Genomic DNA, 16,367 nt, shown 5'->3' with positions numbered 1-16,367 from the left:
TCTTTGTTGCCACCTATGAATTACTATTAAGCAATGAACGCCATGTCACTGTTGTTTTCACCGTCAATGCTTACTCGCTCTTTTGCGCTAGTGTGGCTTGCTATGGCATTACTGCTATCGCTTGCGTGTGCTGACTTTCGCAGAATTAATGGGATTGCAAAGTCAGACCGAGTAAGAATATCCACGTTAAAACAGAGCCAGAAACACTCTGCGCTTTCGTATGTTCTTGCATTAACCGGACTGTTGCTTGTTTCATTTTCCGCTATCGCTAAAAATGACGAGGCCAATAATGCGACAAATAGCACGACAAATAGCATACGTATTGATGAGTCTTTTCAACATATTCTTGTTAATCACAATAGCAACATAACTTACGCTCCTGACTCGGCGACGTACTTTGATGTATTAGAAGGCGCGAGTGCGTTTTCAGACCAACAGATCACATCCACAAACTCTAGGCAGTGGCTGTCTACCCATATACAACACAGCGGCTTTAGCCCTGTCTCCCTGGTGGTAAATGTAGACCGATTAAACATTGACGACCTGCAGCTTTATCTGCTCAACGACAATGAGCGAATTATTAAAACGTATCGCTATCAAGCAGGAAAAGGCGACCTTTCTCTGCCACAACCCGTGCCCAGTATTCGATTGTCTTTTACGCTACAGCCCTATCAAAATGTACGCTTGCTCATTGGCATTAAAGACGCAGGGTTAACCAACATACCTGTTACGCTGTGGGAAAAGGACGCACTGGAGCAATACGATATTAATATGCTGGTTGCCTTAGGCGCCGTGCTTGGCGTGTTTGCACTTATTATTACCTACTTCCTTTTATCTTACTTTAACCAGCGTATTGCTATTCGGTTTTGGCTTACGATGTCATCATTGACCCTGCTGACGCTATTTTTCATTTTTCAAAGCGGCCTGGGCTTATGGCCAAGCTTAACGAACACAACTGAAGCGGCATTTATTATTGCATCAACCTTGTTGTTGCTGTGCTTTGCAAAAGTAACCCATCACCTATTTCCTCGAGTGCCCGCTTTTCTCAAAGCACTTAATTTTGCCATCCCTTTGGTGTGTTTGTATTGCTTTTTCATCGAGCCCACTGTGGCGGTGATAATTCTACTTAGCACTATTGCAGTGATGGGTGTATGCCAAGTTGCTTTGGCGCTAACGTTTAAAGAAAACCATCAAACAAGTCGCTTGTTTTCAATTGGGTGGCTTTCGTTTTTTGTCTTGCTTGCAATATCGATTCAAGGCCTATATCACCTCATGGTTTATACCTTCAGTGTCTATGTGGTTATGTTGTTTTTTGCTGCCTTTGGACTGTTGTGTTTAGGCATGGCGGCGGCAACAAAAGAACAGTTTTACAACAAAAAGCAGTTGGTTAAAAAAGAAGAGACCATTACCAACTTAAATCATTTCTATCATTTGTTTAGAAACTCAGCAGAGGGACATTACACTTCAACCTGGGACGGTAATTTAGTGTCTGTAAACCCCGCGATGTATAAGCTTTTTGGGTATACCGATGAGGACGACATGCTGGAGACCGGCGCAAAAACATCGGTTTTCTATGCTAACACTGATGACAGGCAGCTTCTCTTAGGCGAACTGTCTCAAACCGGTCACTTAACTGGCAAAGAAATAAGAGCTAAACGAAAAAATGGTGAAGAGTTTTGGATTTCGTTGTCTTGCCGTTTGCAAGAAAATGGTGATGGTCCCTATATTTTCGGCTCAATTATCGACATCACCGAGAAAAAACAATCGGACCTTAATTTACGCTATTTAGCTACCCATGACTCTCTTACAGGGGCCTACAATCGTCGCCAGTTTGAATCCGAGTTTAAAAGTAAGGTGGCATCAGTGGCCAGTCCGCCTGTGTGTCTGCTGTATTTAGATTTGGATAGATTCAAGGTGGTTAACGACACTTGCGGTCATAAGGCGGGTGACGTACTCATAAAAGATATAGCCAGACTGATAGAACATACGCTTTTAAAAAACGCTCTTCTTGCCCGTTTAGGCGGCGATGAGTTTGGTATCATCTACTCAGATTATGATGAGAAAAGTGTTTTTGAGAACGCAGAAAAAATACTTAATGCAGTGCAAGACTACCGCTTTATGTGGAACAACCGCATTTTCAATTTAGGCGTGAGCATTGGCATGGTGGTATGCGATGAAAATACCACAAGTGCTGGTCAGTACTTAAGCATGGCAGATGCGGCGTGTTATTTCGCCAAAGACCAAGGCCGTAATCAAATTCATCGATACAACAGCAATGAAGAGAGTACTCAGCGTTATCAGCGCGAGTTAGATTGGGTATCGACCATTAACAACGCATTAGAAGAAAACCGATTTGAACTGTATTACCAACCGCTGCGACCACTGAGCCAGGCGAATGAAGGGTATTATTACGAGGTGCTGCTTCGCTTGCGAGAAAGCGACGGTAACATTGTAGAGCCTGCAAACTTTCTGCCTACTGCAGAGCGTTTTGAAATGAACGTGAACGTAGACAAGTGGGTAGTAACGAATACATTTAAGTGGCTATCAGAAAACCCCGAGCATTTGAGCAATCTTAAACGCTGTAGTATCAACTTAAACTGCCACTCCCTGGCCGATAGAGATTTTACGCTGTTCATTCTAAATGCGTTTGAAACCTTCGGTATTGCGTATAACAAGATTTGCTTTGAGGTTATTGAGTCTGTGGCTATTATTAAAATGGACGACACGTTGGCCTTTATGCAGACATTCAAAAACTTAGGCTGCACATTTTCTCTTGATGACTTTGGCAGCGGCTTCTCATCCTATAACTATCTCAAGAGCCTTCCTGTGGATCAGGTAAAAATAGACGGCATGTTCATAAAAGATATGCTTAACGACAGCGTGGACATTGCTATGGTTGCATCGATAAAGGATGTCGCGAAGGCCATGGGCATGCAGACAGTAGCAGAGTTCGTGGAAAATGAAGCCACAATGACCCAATTAGGCAACATGGGAATCGATTTCGCTCAGGGCTATGGTGTGGCAGTGCCAGCTCCTCTCATCGACTTCACCCCGCTGTAAGGCCCTTATTCCCTTGGGCTCGTATCGTTGATCTCGCTTTCGATTTATAACAAATAAAAAAGAGTGATAGAGCAAATACCCCAAAACCGGATGAAATGCGTATAATCATAGGCCGTTGGTAGCAATGCATTGTTATTAACGTACAACATTACACTCTATAAATGATACAATGTAACACTTTATAGTTAGAATAATATTGTAAAGACGACCTAAAAAAGATGCTGCCAAATTTGGTAGCGATCAGTGCAGATATCAGGCTTGCAAAAGCTGTGATTATCCCCACATATGGCCTACTGTCCTAAGCGTAGAAGTAACATGAGTAGCAAACAGCCTAAATACGAATTTGTCAGTTCAGCAAAATTGCCAACGCGGCTTGGTGATTTCAAAATACACGGTTTCGTTGAAGCCAGTGGTCAAGAGCACGTTGCCCTGTCTTACGGCAACTGGAAGAAAGGCGATATTGTGCCAATTCGTATCCACTCAGAGTGCCTGACCGGAGATTCTCTTTTCAGTACGCGCTGTGACTGCGGTTTTCAATTAGAAAAAGCCATGCAAAACATCGTCGATAACGGCTTTGGCTTACTACTATACCTTCGCCAAGAGGGGCGCGGCATTGGGCTGCTTAATAAAATACGTGCTTACAATCTTCAAGACAGCGGCATGGACACGGTAGAAGCTAACGAACATTTAGGCTTTGATGCCGACCTTCGTAGTTACGACATCTGTAAACTCATGCTAGATACACTAGACGTTACCCGCGTAGAGTTAATGACGAACAACCCTAAGAAGCTCGCGGCACTTGAAGCCCTTGGAATAGACGTTGTATCGCGCAAACCTATCGACCATGGCGTAACGAAAGACAATAAAAACTATTTAAAAACTAAAACAGAAAAGCTGGGGCACGCATTCGACCCTCACATTTTTAAATAGGATTGCAAGGGCGTGCTGATTTTTGCTGTACATTTAGCCCAAAAATCGCACAGCAAATATCAACACGCCCTAAACGCCCGATGCTTCAACTTCACTGCAGTTAGCGGGCGTTTTTTATTCAGCTTAGGTTAATTATCCACGGGTTATAACGTATACAGACTTACCCACATTGTTTGTTCGCTACAGTAAGCGCGCAATGACAATGTAAGGAGAATGTATGAAAAACATAGCCCTATCTATCGTGATTGCCCTTGGCAGTACTGCCGTTGGTTTACCGGCAATTGCTCAGCAGTCAACCGTTGATACTTCTGCCAATCAAACGTTGGCCACTAGCCAAACTGAAGTTTCCGATGCGCAATTGGACAGTCTTCTCGCCCCTATTGCGTTATATCCAGATACCTTACTTACCCACATACTCATTGCCTCTACCTACCCCCTCGATGTGATTTCAGCAGATAGGTGGCGACAAAGTAATAAAAACCTTACGCCGGAGCAGGTTGAAGACGCATTAGAAGATGTGGATTGGGATCCAAGCGTGAAGGCGTTGGCCGCATTTACTGATTTGCTCAATACTATGGCCAATGACCTAGACTGGCTGCAGCAGCTAGGCGACAGTGTATTAGTAAGCCAAGATAGAGTACTCGACCGAGTACAAATACTGCGTCAGCATGCGAGAAACACCGGGAACTTAGATACCAACGACTATGTTGAAGTAGAAACGGAGCAAAGCAATTCTAGAGAGATCATCTATATCGCTCCTCGTCAGCGAGAGGTGGTGTACGTGCCTTACTATGACCCGCAAATTGTGTACGGCAACTGGTGGCACCCTGTTGCGCCCATATTCTGGTCTCATCACGTTAATTATCATCGTCATAGAAACGTATACTGGTCGCCGCGAGTGAGAATATCGGCCTTTTTCTCATTCGGTGCCGTGCACTGGAGCAACCGCCATGTGGTTGTGCATCGCCAGCCAGTGCGCAGGTTTTATAGAGGGAGCCAGCGTAAACGAGTCATTAGCAATGATTATCAACGCTGGCAGCATCGCGTTGACCACAGACGTGCTCGCTACTCACAGCGCGTAGTGCAAACTAAACCCACACGTTTTGTGCACACCAGTAATAGACATTTATCGACAAGGCGCCTTGCTGCTTCGCCGGGTTCAAGGTCGATATCAAAAGCGCGCTCTGTTTCAAACGCACAGTTAAAAGCGCCGAATCAAAATCGCGCGTTGTCAAATAATCGAAGCGTTAGCACTAACAAAACAAATAAGAGGTTTGCTGAAAAAAAGCAGTACAACAAGCAGGCAATCTTAAACAAGCTCGATGCTAATAAGCGCCACTATGCGAAAACATCGGCGAAAACATCGACAAAATCTCGGCGTACAAAACCTCAGTCTATAAAACCAGAATCTGCGATACGCAAAATAGATACTAACAAGGCAGTTAAAGACAATGCGCGAACGTACAGGACAGACGCTTACCGTGGTAAAGGGTCACAAAACCGGACTTCTCAAATAGTAAGGAAAGACACTATCTTAAATAAAGGGGGCTTGAATAAAGGGGGCTCGAACAAAGGGCCCAAATAAAAAAGCGGCGACAAAGAGTAAAATGCTTCCATTTACTCAGTCTCAGAAAAAGTGGACAGTGCCTGCACAAAACGAGCGGGTGATGACGTATCTAGGTTGAAGTATAGTGAAGGCTCTATAAGTTCTAGTTCCATAATTGCCCACTCATTTTCTTGGCGAACCAGGTCGACACGTGCGTACAGAGCTTGAGCCGGCATTGCCTCTAATGCTCGCTGTGCTATTTCTTGCTGAGCAATATTTGCTTCAACGGCCAATAACTGCCCGCCGTGCTCCTCCTGAACTCGAAAATCTCCTTGTTGAGGCACTTTTAATATGGCATGGCTGTAACAACCCCCGAAGTAAAAAAGAGAATACTCCCCCTCCTCTACCACGCTAGATAAAAAGGGTTGAATCATATACCGACGAGCGGCAAAGGTAGTCAGCAGTGAAGGCATTACATCTGCTATGTTTGAGGAAGACACTCTAAAGGTGTCATCGGCGTTTGCACTGAGCGTTGGCTTAACAACAACTTCTTCAGTGTTAAACCGCGCAAAAGCATTATGTATATCTTGTGCCTCAAAACACTCCCCCCAACGGGTATCTACTATGGGGATCCCCGCGTCAGCGAGGTCCTTCAAATACTGCTTATCTATATTCCATCTAATCAGCGCTAGAGGATTTAATAAGACAGCCGAAGATTTATTAATGATCTCTAATGTGTTGAGAAAGGTATCAGGATGCTGTTGATAATCCCACGTACTGCGCACAATAACGTAATCGTACTGGTCCCAATTAACGTTCTTTTCACGCCATGAGATTGTCTCTACCGACCATCCTATGTCATTAAAATGAGGAATAAGCAATTCGTCATAGACGAAAAAATCGTCCAAATTATCGGTAGAGAGAAAAACTATTTGTGACATGAATGTCTCATTTATGGCTTGAAGATTAACACAAGGGCGTATTGGTGTTTGCTTACATCAACGATATATGCGCTTTAGTTTAGTGGTTTTTAATGATCTTAACCAACTGATAACGCAAAAAATGTAGACCAAAGTTACATACCACCAAGGTCTACAATAGTTTATTATTCAGCCAACTTAGCAGGATGCTTACATTTAATCTACACTCAAACTAAACATATGGTGGAAATCTGTATGCAGTATCCTTGGCTTATAGAAGGTCAGAAAATATTTCGCGTCGTTATCATTGCTCAACTGGTTATTTCAGTTGTCATTGGCCTTATTACCGGAGAACTCCTGCCCGCGTTTATTTTTGGTATACCCATCGCCGCAGTGCCTTTGGTATTAAGTTTGCAATCCCCTTATTCAGCATTAAGCCGCCATGCTATGGCCATTGGTGTGCAGCTGCTTGCCGCACTGCATATCCATCAGTCATTTGGGCTTATTGAAATTCATTTTGAGATTTTTGTACTTCTTGCTTTCTTATCGGTTTTTAGAGATTGGAAGGTGATTGCCACCGGTACGGCAGTGGTCGCGGTACATCACATTAGCTTCTTTCTTTTACAATCTAGTGGCGCCCCGCTTGTTATTTTCGAAGAGGGCCACGTTACGTTCACTATTTTGCTTTTACATGCTGCGTTCGCTGTAGCGGAAGGTGGTGTACTGATGTATATCGCAAAAACGGCCCATGAAGAAGGTGCAGGCGCCGCTGAACTGTCCTTAGCTATTCACGAGATGCAAAAAGACAATAATAGGTTGGACTTAACTGTTGCTGTAGACAGAGACAACAAGCTCCTTCGCCCCTTTGGCGACTTGATTGACCAAGTCAAAGAATTGGTTCAACTGGCTTCATCATTAACTGACGACGTGGTTAAGGGCTGCGGTAATATGGAACAAGTCGCCAACAGCATGTTCAATATAAGCCACAAAACTGACCAAGAGTTAGCCATGGTGTCCGCTTCGTCAGAAGAAATTGCGCAAACCATGCAGATGTCGACAGAGCAGACGACTAAAGCCAGTGATAAGGCCTCAGCGGCTCAAGCGTCATCACAAAACACCAAAGATTCAATTGCCACTACCAGTAATACGATTAATTCGTTGCGAAGCACCCTCAATGATGCAGAAAAAACCAATTCCGCATTAAACGAGCAATGCTCGCATATCTCCGACGCCATGCGCTCTATTACAGCCGTAGCTGAGCAAACAAATTTGCTAGCTCTCAACGCAGCCATTGAGTCGGCCCGAGCGGGGGAACACGGTAGAGGGTTTGCTGTGGTTGCAGACGAGGTACGTACGCTTGCTATTCGTTCGAAAGAAAGTGCTGAACAAATCACGAGTATCACTGAGCAGCTTGTTTCTCAAACAGCAAGCTCAGTAGATCAGATGCAGTCTTGTATCAGTCTTGTTGATGAGGCAGTCATGTCGAGTGAAAGTGCAACTAACGCAATGGCTGAAATTATGCTGCAAATCAACGATGCGAGTGAAAGCATGACAGAAATCGCGACATCTGCGGTAGAGCAAGAAACAGCGTCAGCCTCAATTGCTGCAAGTACGGCTCGTTTAAGCGAATTTACTTCTGAAGAGCTCGCTACCGCAGAGTCTCTTGCAGGCGAAGTGCAAGTGCTTACCCAAATATCACAAAAAATGCGCAGTGCTATCGAGCGCTTTAAACTGCAATGACAAAAGGCCTTTCTTGGGCACTGCTTGTTTTATGGGCAAGCAGCCTGCTGGCGGTCATGTTAATGTATGGTCAGCGTCAGCTATCAGAATTCGATCCTGATGGCACACTGCTTCATCACTCAACTTCACCCACATTTGACAGTGAACTTACACAACTGCTTAAAAGCAGTAATGTCCCCAGTGCTAGCATTGTCCATGTTAGTTCACCTGAAAGTTGCTACTGCGAAACACTCACCGCCCCTCATCAAACACAGTTGCTTAATCGCCTTGGCGAGTCACAGTACAGCGTTGTAGACATTGCGCTAGACACTGTGAAAGGGCTAAGCAATATAATCACCACCGTTCCTGCGTTAATTGTTATTGATGAGCACTATCAGCTGCGCTACGTTGGCCCTTACGCCACAGGCTATGGGTGCTTTACTGGCAAAAACTTAGTGGACCAAGTAGTGAGCTACACACATCAACTCCCCTACAATGGCGCTATTATCAACAGCGACGCCACAGGCTGCTTTTGTTGATTGGCACGCAATATGTACATAACCATTAGTTAACCTTTAAAGAGGCCTGCGCGCTGCGTAACTGTGAAAATTTTACGTATATGGGTAGTGAGCCTAAAATATATTTAGGGAGTGATGGCCGTCATGCAAACCGAGCAAAATACAAAGCAAATCGCACATAACAGTAATCAAGTCGCAACGCTTTATAGAATGGTAACAGATGAGCATATCTGTCCATTCGGCCTAAAGTCCAAAGATTTACTTGAGCGCAAAGGTTATACAGTAGATGACCATCATCTCACCACCCGTGAACAAACCGACGTTTTTAAAGAAAAGCATGATGTCACGACTACGCCTCAAACCTTTATTAATGACCAGCGTGTTGGCGGATACGATGACCTCCGCAACTTTTTTGACCTAAAGCAAGAAGATGAAAAAGGCTCTCGATATACTCCTATTATCGTCACTTTTTCACTTGCGGCTCTAATGGTAATTGCACTGCTGCTAAATGGAAGCGGTGTTGGACTCTCATTGAGTCTAGAACAAGTCATTATGTCGTTTATTGGCATTACTATGGTGTTGTTGGCCATGCAAAAACTGCAGGATCTTGTGGCATTTTCAAATCAGTTTATCACCTACGACCTTCTTGCCATGCGACATGTTCGCTATGCTTATGTTTACCCTTTTGCCGAGGCTTATGCTGGCTTAGGAATGCTAGCAAACTTTCCAGCATATTTAGTTGCTCCTATTTCATTGTGCATTGGTACAGTGGGAGCAATATCGGTAGTTAAAGCTGTTTATATTGATAAACGAGAACTTAAATGTGCCTGTGTGGGCGGTAATTCTGATTTGCCCCTAGGCTTTATCTCATTGACTGAAAATCTCGCTATGGCAGGTGCCGGGGTTTATATGCTAGGGCTGACTTAAGCCTTTGAGATGCGCCACTACTATGCTAGGGCTGACTCAAGCCTTTGAGATGCGCCACTACGCTTCGCCCTAGTGCGCTTAGGTCATAGCCGCCTTCAAGCATACTTACGATACGTCCTTCGCAGCAGTTATCAGCCACACGCCTTAGTGCTTGGCTTATCCAAAAATAATCGTCTTCCACCAAACGCAAATGAGCCATAGGATCTTCAGCGTGAGCATCAAAACCTGCCGAAATGAGAATTAGCTGAGGCTGAAAATTAGAAAGCGCATTAAACCAGTGCTGCACTTTTTTTCTAAATACGTCGCCAGTTATACCCGCTTCAAGGGGCACCGCTAAAATATTACTCGCAGAAACCGGCGCTCCGCTATGGGGGTAAAAGGGATGTTGGAAGCTTGAACACAGCATAATGCGCTGGTCGCCCGCAACTATCTGCTCTGTGCCGTTGCCATGGTGAACATCAAAATCCACAATCGCGACCCGCTGTAGATTATAGTTTTGCAATGCATAACGCGCTGCCAATACTATGTTATTGAATACACAAAAGCCCATCGCGCTATCGTAGGTAGCGTGATGCCCTGGGGGCCTAGTGGCGCAAAAGGCCTGCCGTTCTGTGCCCGCCATAACGTAGTCTACGGCATTGCAGCCAGCACCAGCCGACTCCAACGCTGCCGTTAAGCTGTGCTTCATTAAACCAGTATCTTCATCGAGCCAAGCTGTAGGGGTTGCTTTACCTGCGTACATAGTCTTTTCATTATCACTAAAAGACACTTGAGCAGCACGGTCGAAAACACTTTTAATGTAGTAAGGGTCGTGAGCCAATGATAGATATGCCTCAGGGATTGGCGTAGCATCACCATGCTCGCAAATCATCTCTAGCCCAGAAGATAACAACTGATCGTCTATCGCAAATAGGCGGTCTGGCGATTCTGGATGCTCATTGCCTAGGTCGTGTCTAGTGCCGTGCTTACCCCGGAAAATTTTTATTGTCATGTCAGCGACGCCAGATCAAGAACCAATTCAACATCACTTGCGTCACCAGTAAATTTACGTTTAAACTTTGCTTGCTCAAATATAGCAATCATGGGCATGTTATCCCCGCGAACGTACGCCATCATCTTCCTAATCTCACGCTTTTTCGCAATATTGATAAGCTCTTTTAACAGTAGTTTTGCCATGCCTTTTCCTTGCTGTGTCTCACGGGTAACAAAGGCAGCCTCACAGGTATTGTCTAACAGGTTAAAATAGAATCGCCCAACTGCGTGAATAGTGATACGAGAGCCCTCTTGACGCACAATACAAAGCCCAGCATCAGAGCTTTGATCGACACTGACTAAATTGCAGGACTTCTCGCGGGACATTTGCTTTGGGTCGTAGTTATAGCGCAGTCGCAAAGTTTCTTTAGTATGAGAGTAGAAAAATTCCTGCAGCCGTCGTTCGTCGGCAGGGTTGAGCGGTCGCATGTAGAACCGTTCGCCCCGTATATCTAGCTTTTTAAGCTGAATAGCGCCTAATTCAGGAATGTCAGTAGGGTACTTTTCCTGATAGTGCGGTACCCAATAATGCTGCCTAACCTCCTCTAGTAGCGCCGAACGAAACTTAGGGTGCGCAACCCGAATAAGCTCTAGCGCTCGCTCTCGAATACTTTTTCCTTTTAGAGAGGCGATACCGTATTCAGTGACCACGTATTGCACGTTACCCCGCGACGTGACAACGCCAGCGCCCTCGCTAATTTGCGGTGTAATTCGGGAAATGGTTTCATTTTGGGCAGTAGAAGGCAGCGCAATAATAGCCTTGCCCCCTTTGCTAATAGAAGCTCCAGTGACAAAGTCCACCTGCCCCCCTATGCCACTGTAAAAGTCATAACCTAAAGAGTCAGCAACAACTTGCCCAGTAAGGTCCACCTCAAGTGCACTGTTAATGGCCACCATATTGTCATTTTTCGCAATATTGGTGGGCTTATTAACATAACTACTGGGGTAAAATTCTATGTGTGGGTTGTTATCAATCAGCTCGTACAGCTTGCGCGTGCCAATGGCAAAACTGGTTACTACCTTACCGGGGTGGAATGTCTTCTTCTTATTGGTGACGGCACCTGAGGCCAGCAACTCTATAATACTGTCGGTGAGCATTTCGCTGTGAATACCCAAATCTTTATGAGTACAAAGGTACTTAAGCGTAGCGCTCGGTATTTTTCCAATACCAAATTGCAGTGTCGCGCCGTCATTCACCAGCATAGCTACATACTGCCCAATTCGCTCTGCTACGCTATCTATGGGTGGTGTTGACACTTCCACAAGCGGTTCATCAGCTTCAAGACAGGCGTGTATTTCGCTAATATGAATATAGGAATGACCCGCTGTTCGCGGCACTTGCGGGTTTATTTGCGCAATCACTTTTTTGCTGTGGCGTATAGCAGACATGGCAATATCAACCGATGCGCCTAACGAGCAGTAGCCAAATTCATCCGGTGGACTCACATTTACCATTGCCGCGTCCAATGCTAGTGTCCCGTCGTTAAATAAGCTGGATATTTCCGACAGAAACACCGGTGTGTAGTCGGCGCGTCCCTCATCAACCGCTTTGCGCATAGCACTTCCGCCAATAAAAAAAGTGTTTGCCTTAAATAGGTTTTTGTATTCTTGTTTTACCCATCGAGTATCGCCTAACGCTAACATATGCACTAATTCAATATCGCTGAACCCCTCACTATTATCAATGAGGTGCTGCACAAGTGCATGGGGTACTGATGCGTTTCCGCCGACAAAAACACGACAACCTGATTTTATCAACGCAGGCCAATCTGGCGCAGGGGGTAAGCGTAATGCCATACTTTTTGCCTCTATGAGCTAACGAAGCGAATACATCAATAATGCCATAAATTCAGAGACTTTCCCGCCTCAATCAACGAATTTCTGCCTAAGCGATTAGTCTTAGAGTACACGTTACTCTATTGACAAAAACGCCCACTAGCGTGGGCGTATTACATGATGATTTTTGCATAGGCCTTATTTGCCTATTGTCTCTTCGGCTAGCTCTAGGGCTTATTGATATCGGAACTTTTCTAGCCAGTTTCTAAAAAAGGGCGAAATCACCGACTTACTGTTAGCCAAGCGATGGCCGTCGTTTAATAGCAGCAATTGCGCTTTTTGATGACGGGCATACTTAAGGCTATTTTCAATTGGAATAATGTCATCATTCCAACCGTGCACTAAGCTCACATAACCATCATAGGGATAGCGCTGAATTTCGTAGTCAGGCATGTACAAAGCAGGCGCCATTAAAAACACACCGCGAGCAGAAATTTGACTCGCTGCCGCCAGCGACACATAGCCACCCATACTAGAGCCCACTAAAATGACATCGTTGCACTTTTCAGCAATGGTTTCTTTAAGGCGCGATAAACGCGCTTCTGGGCACTCGAGATCTTGATAATCAATACTCTCTACGCCAAAGCCCATATCAGTTGCTACGTTCGAAAGCGTTGTAATTTTACTGCCCCAAGGGCCGCTTTCTTTGCCGTGCGAAAAAACAACGGTTGTCATTGCTCATGTCCTTATTGCATGTACTTATTGTATTTTTTAACTGAAACTACAATTTCATTAAAAGTATAAAAGATAAAAATTTACTGTATCGTAAATCCTTACTGCTTGTCTTCTTTATGAAACAGTTTTTCAACCATTACATAAAACATGGGCACAAAGAAGATAGCTAAGAAGGTAGCTGCAAACATGCCGCCCATTACAGCGATACCAATTGCATTTTGACTCGCCGCACCTGCCCCGCTTGCTAAGGCCAGTGGAGTAACGCCTAAAATAAAGGCCATTGAGGTCATGAGAATAGGGCGAAAGCGCTGAGACGCTGCATTTGAAACAGCGGTCATTACGTCTACACCATTTTCATATTCCTCCTTCGCAAATTCCACAATCAAAATAGCGTTCTTCGCAGCCAAACCTACGGTGGTTAAAAATGCCACCTGCAAATAGACATCGTTCGCTAGATTAAAGATAAACGCCGCCATCACCGAGCCTAAAATACCTAACGGCACAACCAACATTACCGCAAAAGGCACCGACCAACTTTCGTACAATGCAGCGAGACACAAAAAGACCACCAGTATTGAAATAGCGTACAGCATTGGCGCTTGCGAGCCCGCTTGCTGCTCTTCAAAGGATAAGCCGGCCCATTCAATGCCGTAGCCTGGCGGAAGTTGTGCAACAAGCTTTTCCATTTCGCTAATCGCTTCCCCTGACGATACTCCCTCGGCTGGACTACCCTGAATATTTACCGATGATATGCCGTTAAAGCGTTCCAGCTTGGGTGAGCCGTATACCCACTGTGTGGTGGCGAAGGTACTAAACGCCACCATCTCACCGTCGCTGTTGCGCACATACCACTTTTCTAAGTCATCTGGCGTCATGCGATGTGGCACGTCACCCTGCATGTACACCCGCTTTATACGGCCTTTATCAATAAAGTCATTCACGTAGCTCGAGCCCCATGCAATTTGAAGCGTACGGTTAATATCGCTTAAGTTCAGTCCAAGAGCAGAAGCTTTCTCGCTATCAATTTTTATTTTGAACTGAGGCACGTCGCTAAGCCCATTAGGGCGTACACCTGCCAGCTTCGGATTTTGCGCCGCCATTCCCAACAGCTGATTACGCGCATTCATTAAGGCTTCATGACCGTTGCCCGCTCTGTCGACTAGCTGCATGTCAAAACCTGTGGCATTACCTAATTCCATAATAGGCGGCGGTACAATGGGAAACGCAGAAGCATCCTCAATTTGACTAAAGGCCCCAAAAGCTCTTCCTAGCACCGCAAACGCCGAGCTGTCATCATCGCGCTCGCTCCAGTCATTTAAGTTAATAAATGCCATGCCTGCGTTTTGCGCCTGACCTGCAAAACTAAAACCAACCACTGAAAACAGCCCGTTGACGGCTTCTTGCTCTTCGTTAAGGAAATAGTCTTCTGCTTGCTTAATCGATTCCAGTGTCCTGCCAGCAGTAGCACCTGGGGGAGTGCTCACTAGCACCATCATTCGCCCCTGGTCTTCATCGGGTAGAAAAGCCCCTGGTAGCTGACTGAAAATAAGTGCCATGCCCCCCACTAACAATCCGTAGACCACAAAATAGCGTTTAACCCGTTTCGCCATGTGCATCGTGGTGCGCTGGTAAGAGTCGCGCCCCTTGTTAAAGTTACGATTAAACCAGCCAAAGAAGCCTTTGTTTTTATCCTGATCTTCTGGGTGCTTTTTCAATAATGTGGCGCAAAGAGACGGCGACAGAACGATTGCAACCAACACAGAGAACGCCATTGCAGACACAATGGTTACCGAGAACTGACGATAAATAGCCCCCGCCGAGCCACTGAAAAAGGCCATGGGAATAAACACGGTAGAAAGCACGGCGGCAATGCCCACCAGCGCGCCGGTAATTTGTGTCATCGACTTCTTGGTGGCTTCGGCAGGCGGCAGCCCTTCTTCTTCCATAATTCGTTCAACGTTTTCTACCACGACAATGGCATCATCAACCAGAAGACCAATGGCCAAAACCATGGCAAACATGGTGAGAACATTGATACTAAAACCAAACAGCGACAGAACCGCAAAGGTCCCTAGCAGAACCACCGGAACGGCAATGGTAGGAATAAGCGTTGCTCGCCAGTTTTGCAGGAAAAGCAGCATGACTAAAAACACCAGCACCACGGCTTCTATTAGCGTTTCCACCACCGACTGAATCGACAGTTCGATGAAAGGTGAACTGTCTACCGGATACACCACTTTTACACTGTCTGGTAAATTAGCGCGCAGCTCTTCTACCCGAGCTTTTACCGCTTCAATAGTATCGAGAGCATTGGCGCCAGAGGTAAGGCTAATCGCCATACCCGATGCGGGCCTTCTGTCATAGCGTACAATGACATCGTAACTTTGCGCGCCCAATTCAACGCGGGCAACGTCGCGCACACGCACTTGAGAGCCATCGGTATTTACACGCAATACAATGTTTTCAAAATCTTTTTCAGTTTGTAAGCGGCTTTGCGCCTGAATAGTTGCGTTAATTTGTTGATTATTAATAGCTGGCAAGCCGCCTAACTGACCTGCAGATACATCGGTGTTTTGCACCTGAACCGCCGCTTGCACATCGACAGGGGTAAGGTTGTAACTGTAAAGTTTGTTGGGATCTAACCAAATACGCATAGAGCGCTGAGCACCAAACACACGTACGCTGCCCACACCGTTAACCCGCGATATGGGGTCTTGAAACTGAGAAACGAGAAGGTCACTCAAATCGAACTGGTCCATCGAGTCATCTTCAGAATAAAAGCCAACGGCTAAGGCAAAAGAGCTGTTTGATTTAGATACTGTAACACCCTGCTGCTGCACTTCGCCAGGCAATAAAGGTAGCGCTCCCTGCACTTTGTTTTGGGTTTGAACCTGCGCAATATCAGGGTCGGTACCAGGCTCAAAGGTCAGGCTAATAGAGACACTGCTGTTTGAGCTACTGGCGGAAAAGTAGCGCATGTTATCAATGCCAGAGAGGCTCTGTTCAATTACTTGGGTAACCGAGTTTTCTACCGTCTCGGCAGATGCACCAGGGTACGCAGCACTTATGGTTACCGTAGGGGGAGCTACTTTAGGATATTGCTCAATAGGAAGCGTATAGATGGCAAGTACACCTGCCATCATCGTAATAATTGCTAATACCCATGCAAACACGGGCCTGTCTATAAAAAAGCGAGCCATAACT

Annotated in this window: 11 protein-coding genes; 6 read left to right on the top strand and 5 right to left on the bottom strand. The window is 45.5% G+C overall.

All coding sequences use genetic code 11. The features are described from left to right. The first annotated feature begins 42 nt into the window (after positions 1-42). The 3 genes from V7R39_RS10110 to V7R39_RS10100 all read left to right on the top strand — a co-directional run bounded on the left by V7R39_RS10110 (position 43) and on the right by V7R39_RS10100 (position 5,575). Entirely contained in the window at positions 43-3,060 is a 3,018-nt protein-coding gene (locus V7R39_RS10110; protein ID WP_334030479.1) for an EAL domain-containing protein, read from the top strand. Between the two features lie 315 nt (positions 3,061-3,375). After that, a complete protein-coding gene (ribA, locus tag V7R39_RS10105) occupies positions 3,376-3,990 on the top strand; it encodes a GTP cyclohydrolase II (RefSeq protein ID WP_032094651.1) in 615 nt (204 codons plus the stop codon). 217 nt (positions 3,991-4,207) lie between these two features. Then, a complete protein-coding gene (locus V7R39_RS10100; protein WP_334030478.1) occupies positions 4,208-5,575 on the top strand; it encodes a DUF3300 domain-containing protein in 1,368 nt (455 codons plus the stop codon). 32 nt (positions 5,576-5,607) lie between these two features. Here the strand turns inward: V7R39_RS10100 and V7R39_RS10095 are convergent, their stop codons facing one another. After that, positions 5,608-6,477 (bottom strand): ATP-grasp domain-containing protein, encoded by an 870-nt coding sequence (locus tag V7R39_RS10095; RefSeq protein ID WP_334030476.1) that lies wholly within the window; start codon positions 6,475-6,477, stop codon positions 5,608-5,610. Positions 6,478-6,711: 234 nt separating this feature from the next. Between V7R39_RS10095 and V7R39_RS10090 the strand changes: the two genes are divergently transcribed. The 3 genes from V7R39_RS10090 (at position 6,712) to V7R39_RS10080 (ending at position 9,620) form a co-directional block, all read left to right on the top strand. Then, positions 6,712-8,196 (top strand): methyl-accepting chemotaxis protein, encoded by a 1,485-nt coding sequence (locus tag V7R39_RS10090; protein ID WP_334030475.1) that lies wholly within the window; start codon positions 6,712-6,714, stop codon positions 8,194-8,196. Then, a complete protein-coding gene (locus V7R39_RS10085; RefSeq protein WP_334030474.1) occupies positions 8,193-8,714 on the top strand; it encodes a DUF6436 domain-containing protein in 522 nt (173 codons plus the stop codon). Before V7R39_RS10090 ends, V7R39_RS10085 begins: the two co-directional genes overlap by 4 nt. Positions 8,715-8,837: 123 nt before the next feature. After that, positions 8,838-9,620 carry a glutaredoxin gene (locus V7R39_RS10080; protein WP_334030473.1) on the top strand — a complete coding sequence of 261 codons (783 nt, stop codon included), beginning with the start codon at positions 8,838-8,840 and terminating at the stop codon, positions 9,618-9,620. Between the two features lie 25 nt (positions 9,621-9,645). On the opposite strand, the gene V7R39_RS10075 is transcribed toward V7R39_RS10080, so the two are convergent. The 4 genes from V7R39_RS10075 to V7R39_RS10060 all read right to left on the bottom strand — a co-directional run bounded on the left by V7R39_RS10075 (position 9,646) and on the right by V7R39_RS10060 (position 16,363). Beyond that, entirely contained in the window at positions 9,646-10,611 is a 966-nt protein-coding gene (locus V7R39_RS10075; RefSeq protein WP_334030472.1) for a histone deacetylase family protein, read from the bottom strand. After that, positions 10,608-12,449: a GNAT family N-acetyltransferase gene (locus V7R39_RS10070; RefSeq protein ID WP_334030471.1), complete on the bottom strand. Its 1,842-nt coding sequence runs from the start codon at positions 12,447-12,449 to the stop codon at positions 10,608-10,610. The genes V7R39_RS10075 and V7R39_RS10070 overlap by 4 nt, the downstream gene beginning before the upstream one ends. A 213-nt stretch (positions 12,450-12,662) precedes the next feature. Next, positions 12,663-13,163: an alpha/beta hydrolase gene (locus V7R39_RS10065; RefSeq protein ID WP_032094658.1), complete on the bottom strand. Its 501-nt coding sequence runs from the start codon at positions 13,161-13,163 to the stop codon at positions 12,663-12,665. A gap of 98 nt (positions 13,164-13,261) precedes the next feature. Further along, complete coding sequence (locus tag V7R39_RS10060) at positions 13,262-16,363, bottom strand: efflux RND transporter permease subunit (protein WP_334030470.1); 3,102 nt, start codon at positions 16,361-16,363, stop codon at positions 13,262-13,264. Positions 16,364-16,367 lie beyond the last annotated feature (4 nt).

This window comes from Alteromonas sp. P256 (assembly GCF_036864455.1).
Lineage (GTDB): Bacteria > Pseudomonadota > Gammaproteobacteria > Enterobacterales > Alteromonadaceae > Alteromonas.
The sequence above is the reverse complement of the archived record's forward strand: the minus strand, read 5'-3'. Positions and strand labels throughout refer to the sequence as shown.

Excerpts from the sequence above, each read along its gene's own strand:
- V7R39_RS10110 (WP_334030479.1), top strand. The coding sequence starts at position 43 with ATGTCACTGTTGTTTTCACCGTCAATGCTTACTCGCTCTTTTGCGCTA.
- ribA (WP_032094651.1), top strand. The coding sequence starts at position 3,376 with ATGAGTAGCAAACAGCCTAAATACGAATTTGTCAGTTCAGCAAAATTG.
- V7R39_RS10100 (WP_334030478.1), top strand. The coding sequence starts at position 4,208 with ATGAAAAACATAGCCCTATCTATCGTGATTGCCCTTGGCAGTACTGCC.
- V7R39_RS10095 (WP_334030476.1), bottom strand. The coding sequence starts at position 6,477 with ATGTCACAAATAGTTTTTCTCTCTACCGATAATTTGGACGATTTTTTC.
- V7R39_RS10090 (WP_334030475.1), top strand. The coding sequence starts at position 6,712 with ATGCAGTATCCTTGGCTTATAGAAGGTCAGAAAATATTTCGCGTCGTT.
- V7R39_RS10085 (WP_334030474.1), top strand. The coding sequence starts at position 8,193 with ATGACAAAAGGCCTTTCTTGGGCACTGCTTGTTTTATGGGCAAGCAGC.
- V7R39_RS10080 (WP_334030473.1), top strand. The coding sequence starts at position 8,838 with ATGCAAACCGAGCAAAATACAAAGCAAATCGCACATAACAGTAATCAA.
- V7R39_RS10075 (WP_334030472.1), bottom strand. The coding sequence starts at position 10,611 with ATGACAATAAAAATTTTCCGGGGTAAGCACGGCACTAGACACGACCTA.
- V7R39_RS10070 (WP_334030471.1), bottom strand. The coding sequence starts at position 12,449 with ATGGCATTACGCTTACCCCCTGCGCCAGATTGGCCTGCGTTGATAAAA.
- V7R39_RS10065 (WP_032094658.1), bottom strand. The coding sequence starts at position 13,163 with ATGACAACCGTTGTTTTTTCGCACGGCAAAGAAAGCGGCCCTTGGGGC.
- V7R39_RS10060 (WP_334030470.1), bottom strand. The coding sequence starts at position 16,363 with ATGGCTCGCTTTTTTATAGACAGGCCCGTGTTTGCATGGGTATTAGCA.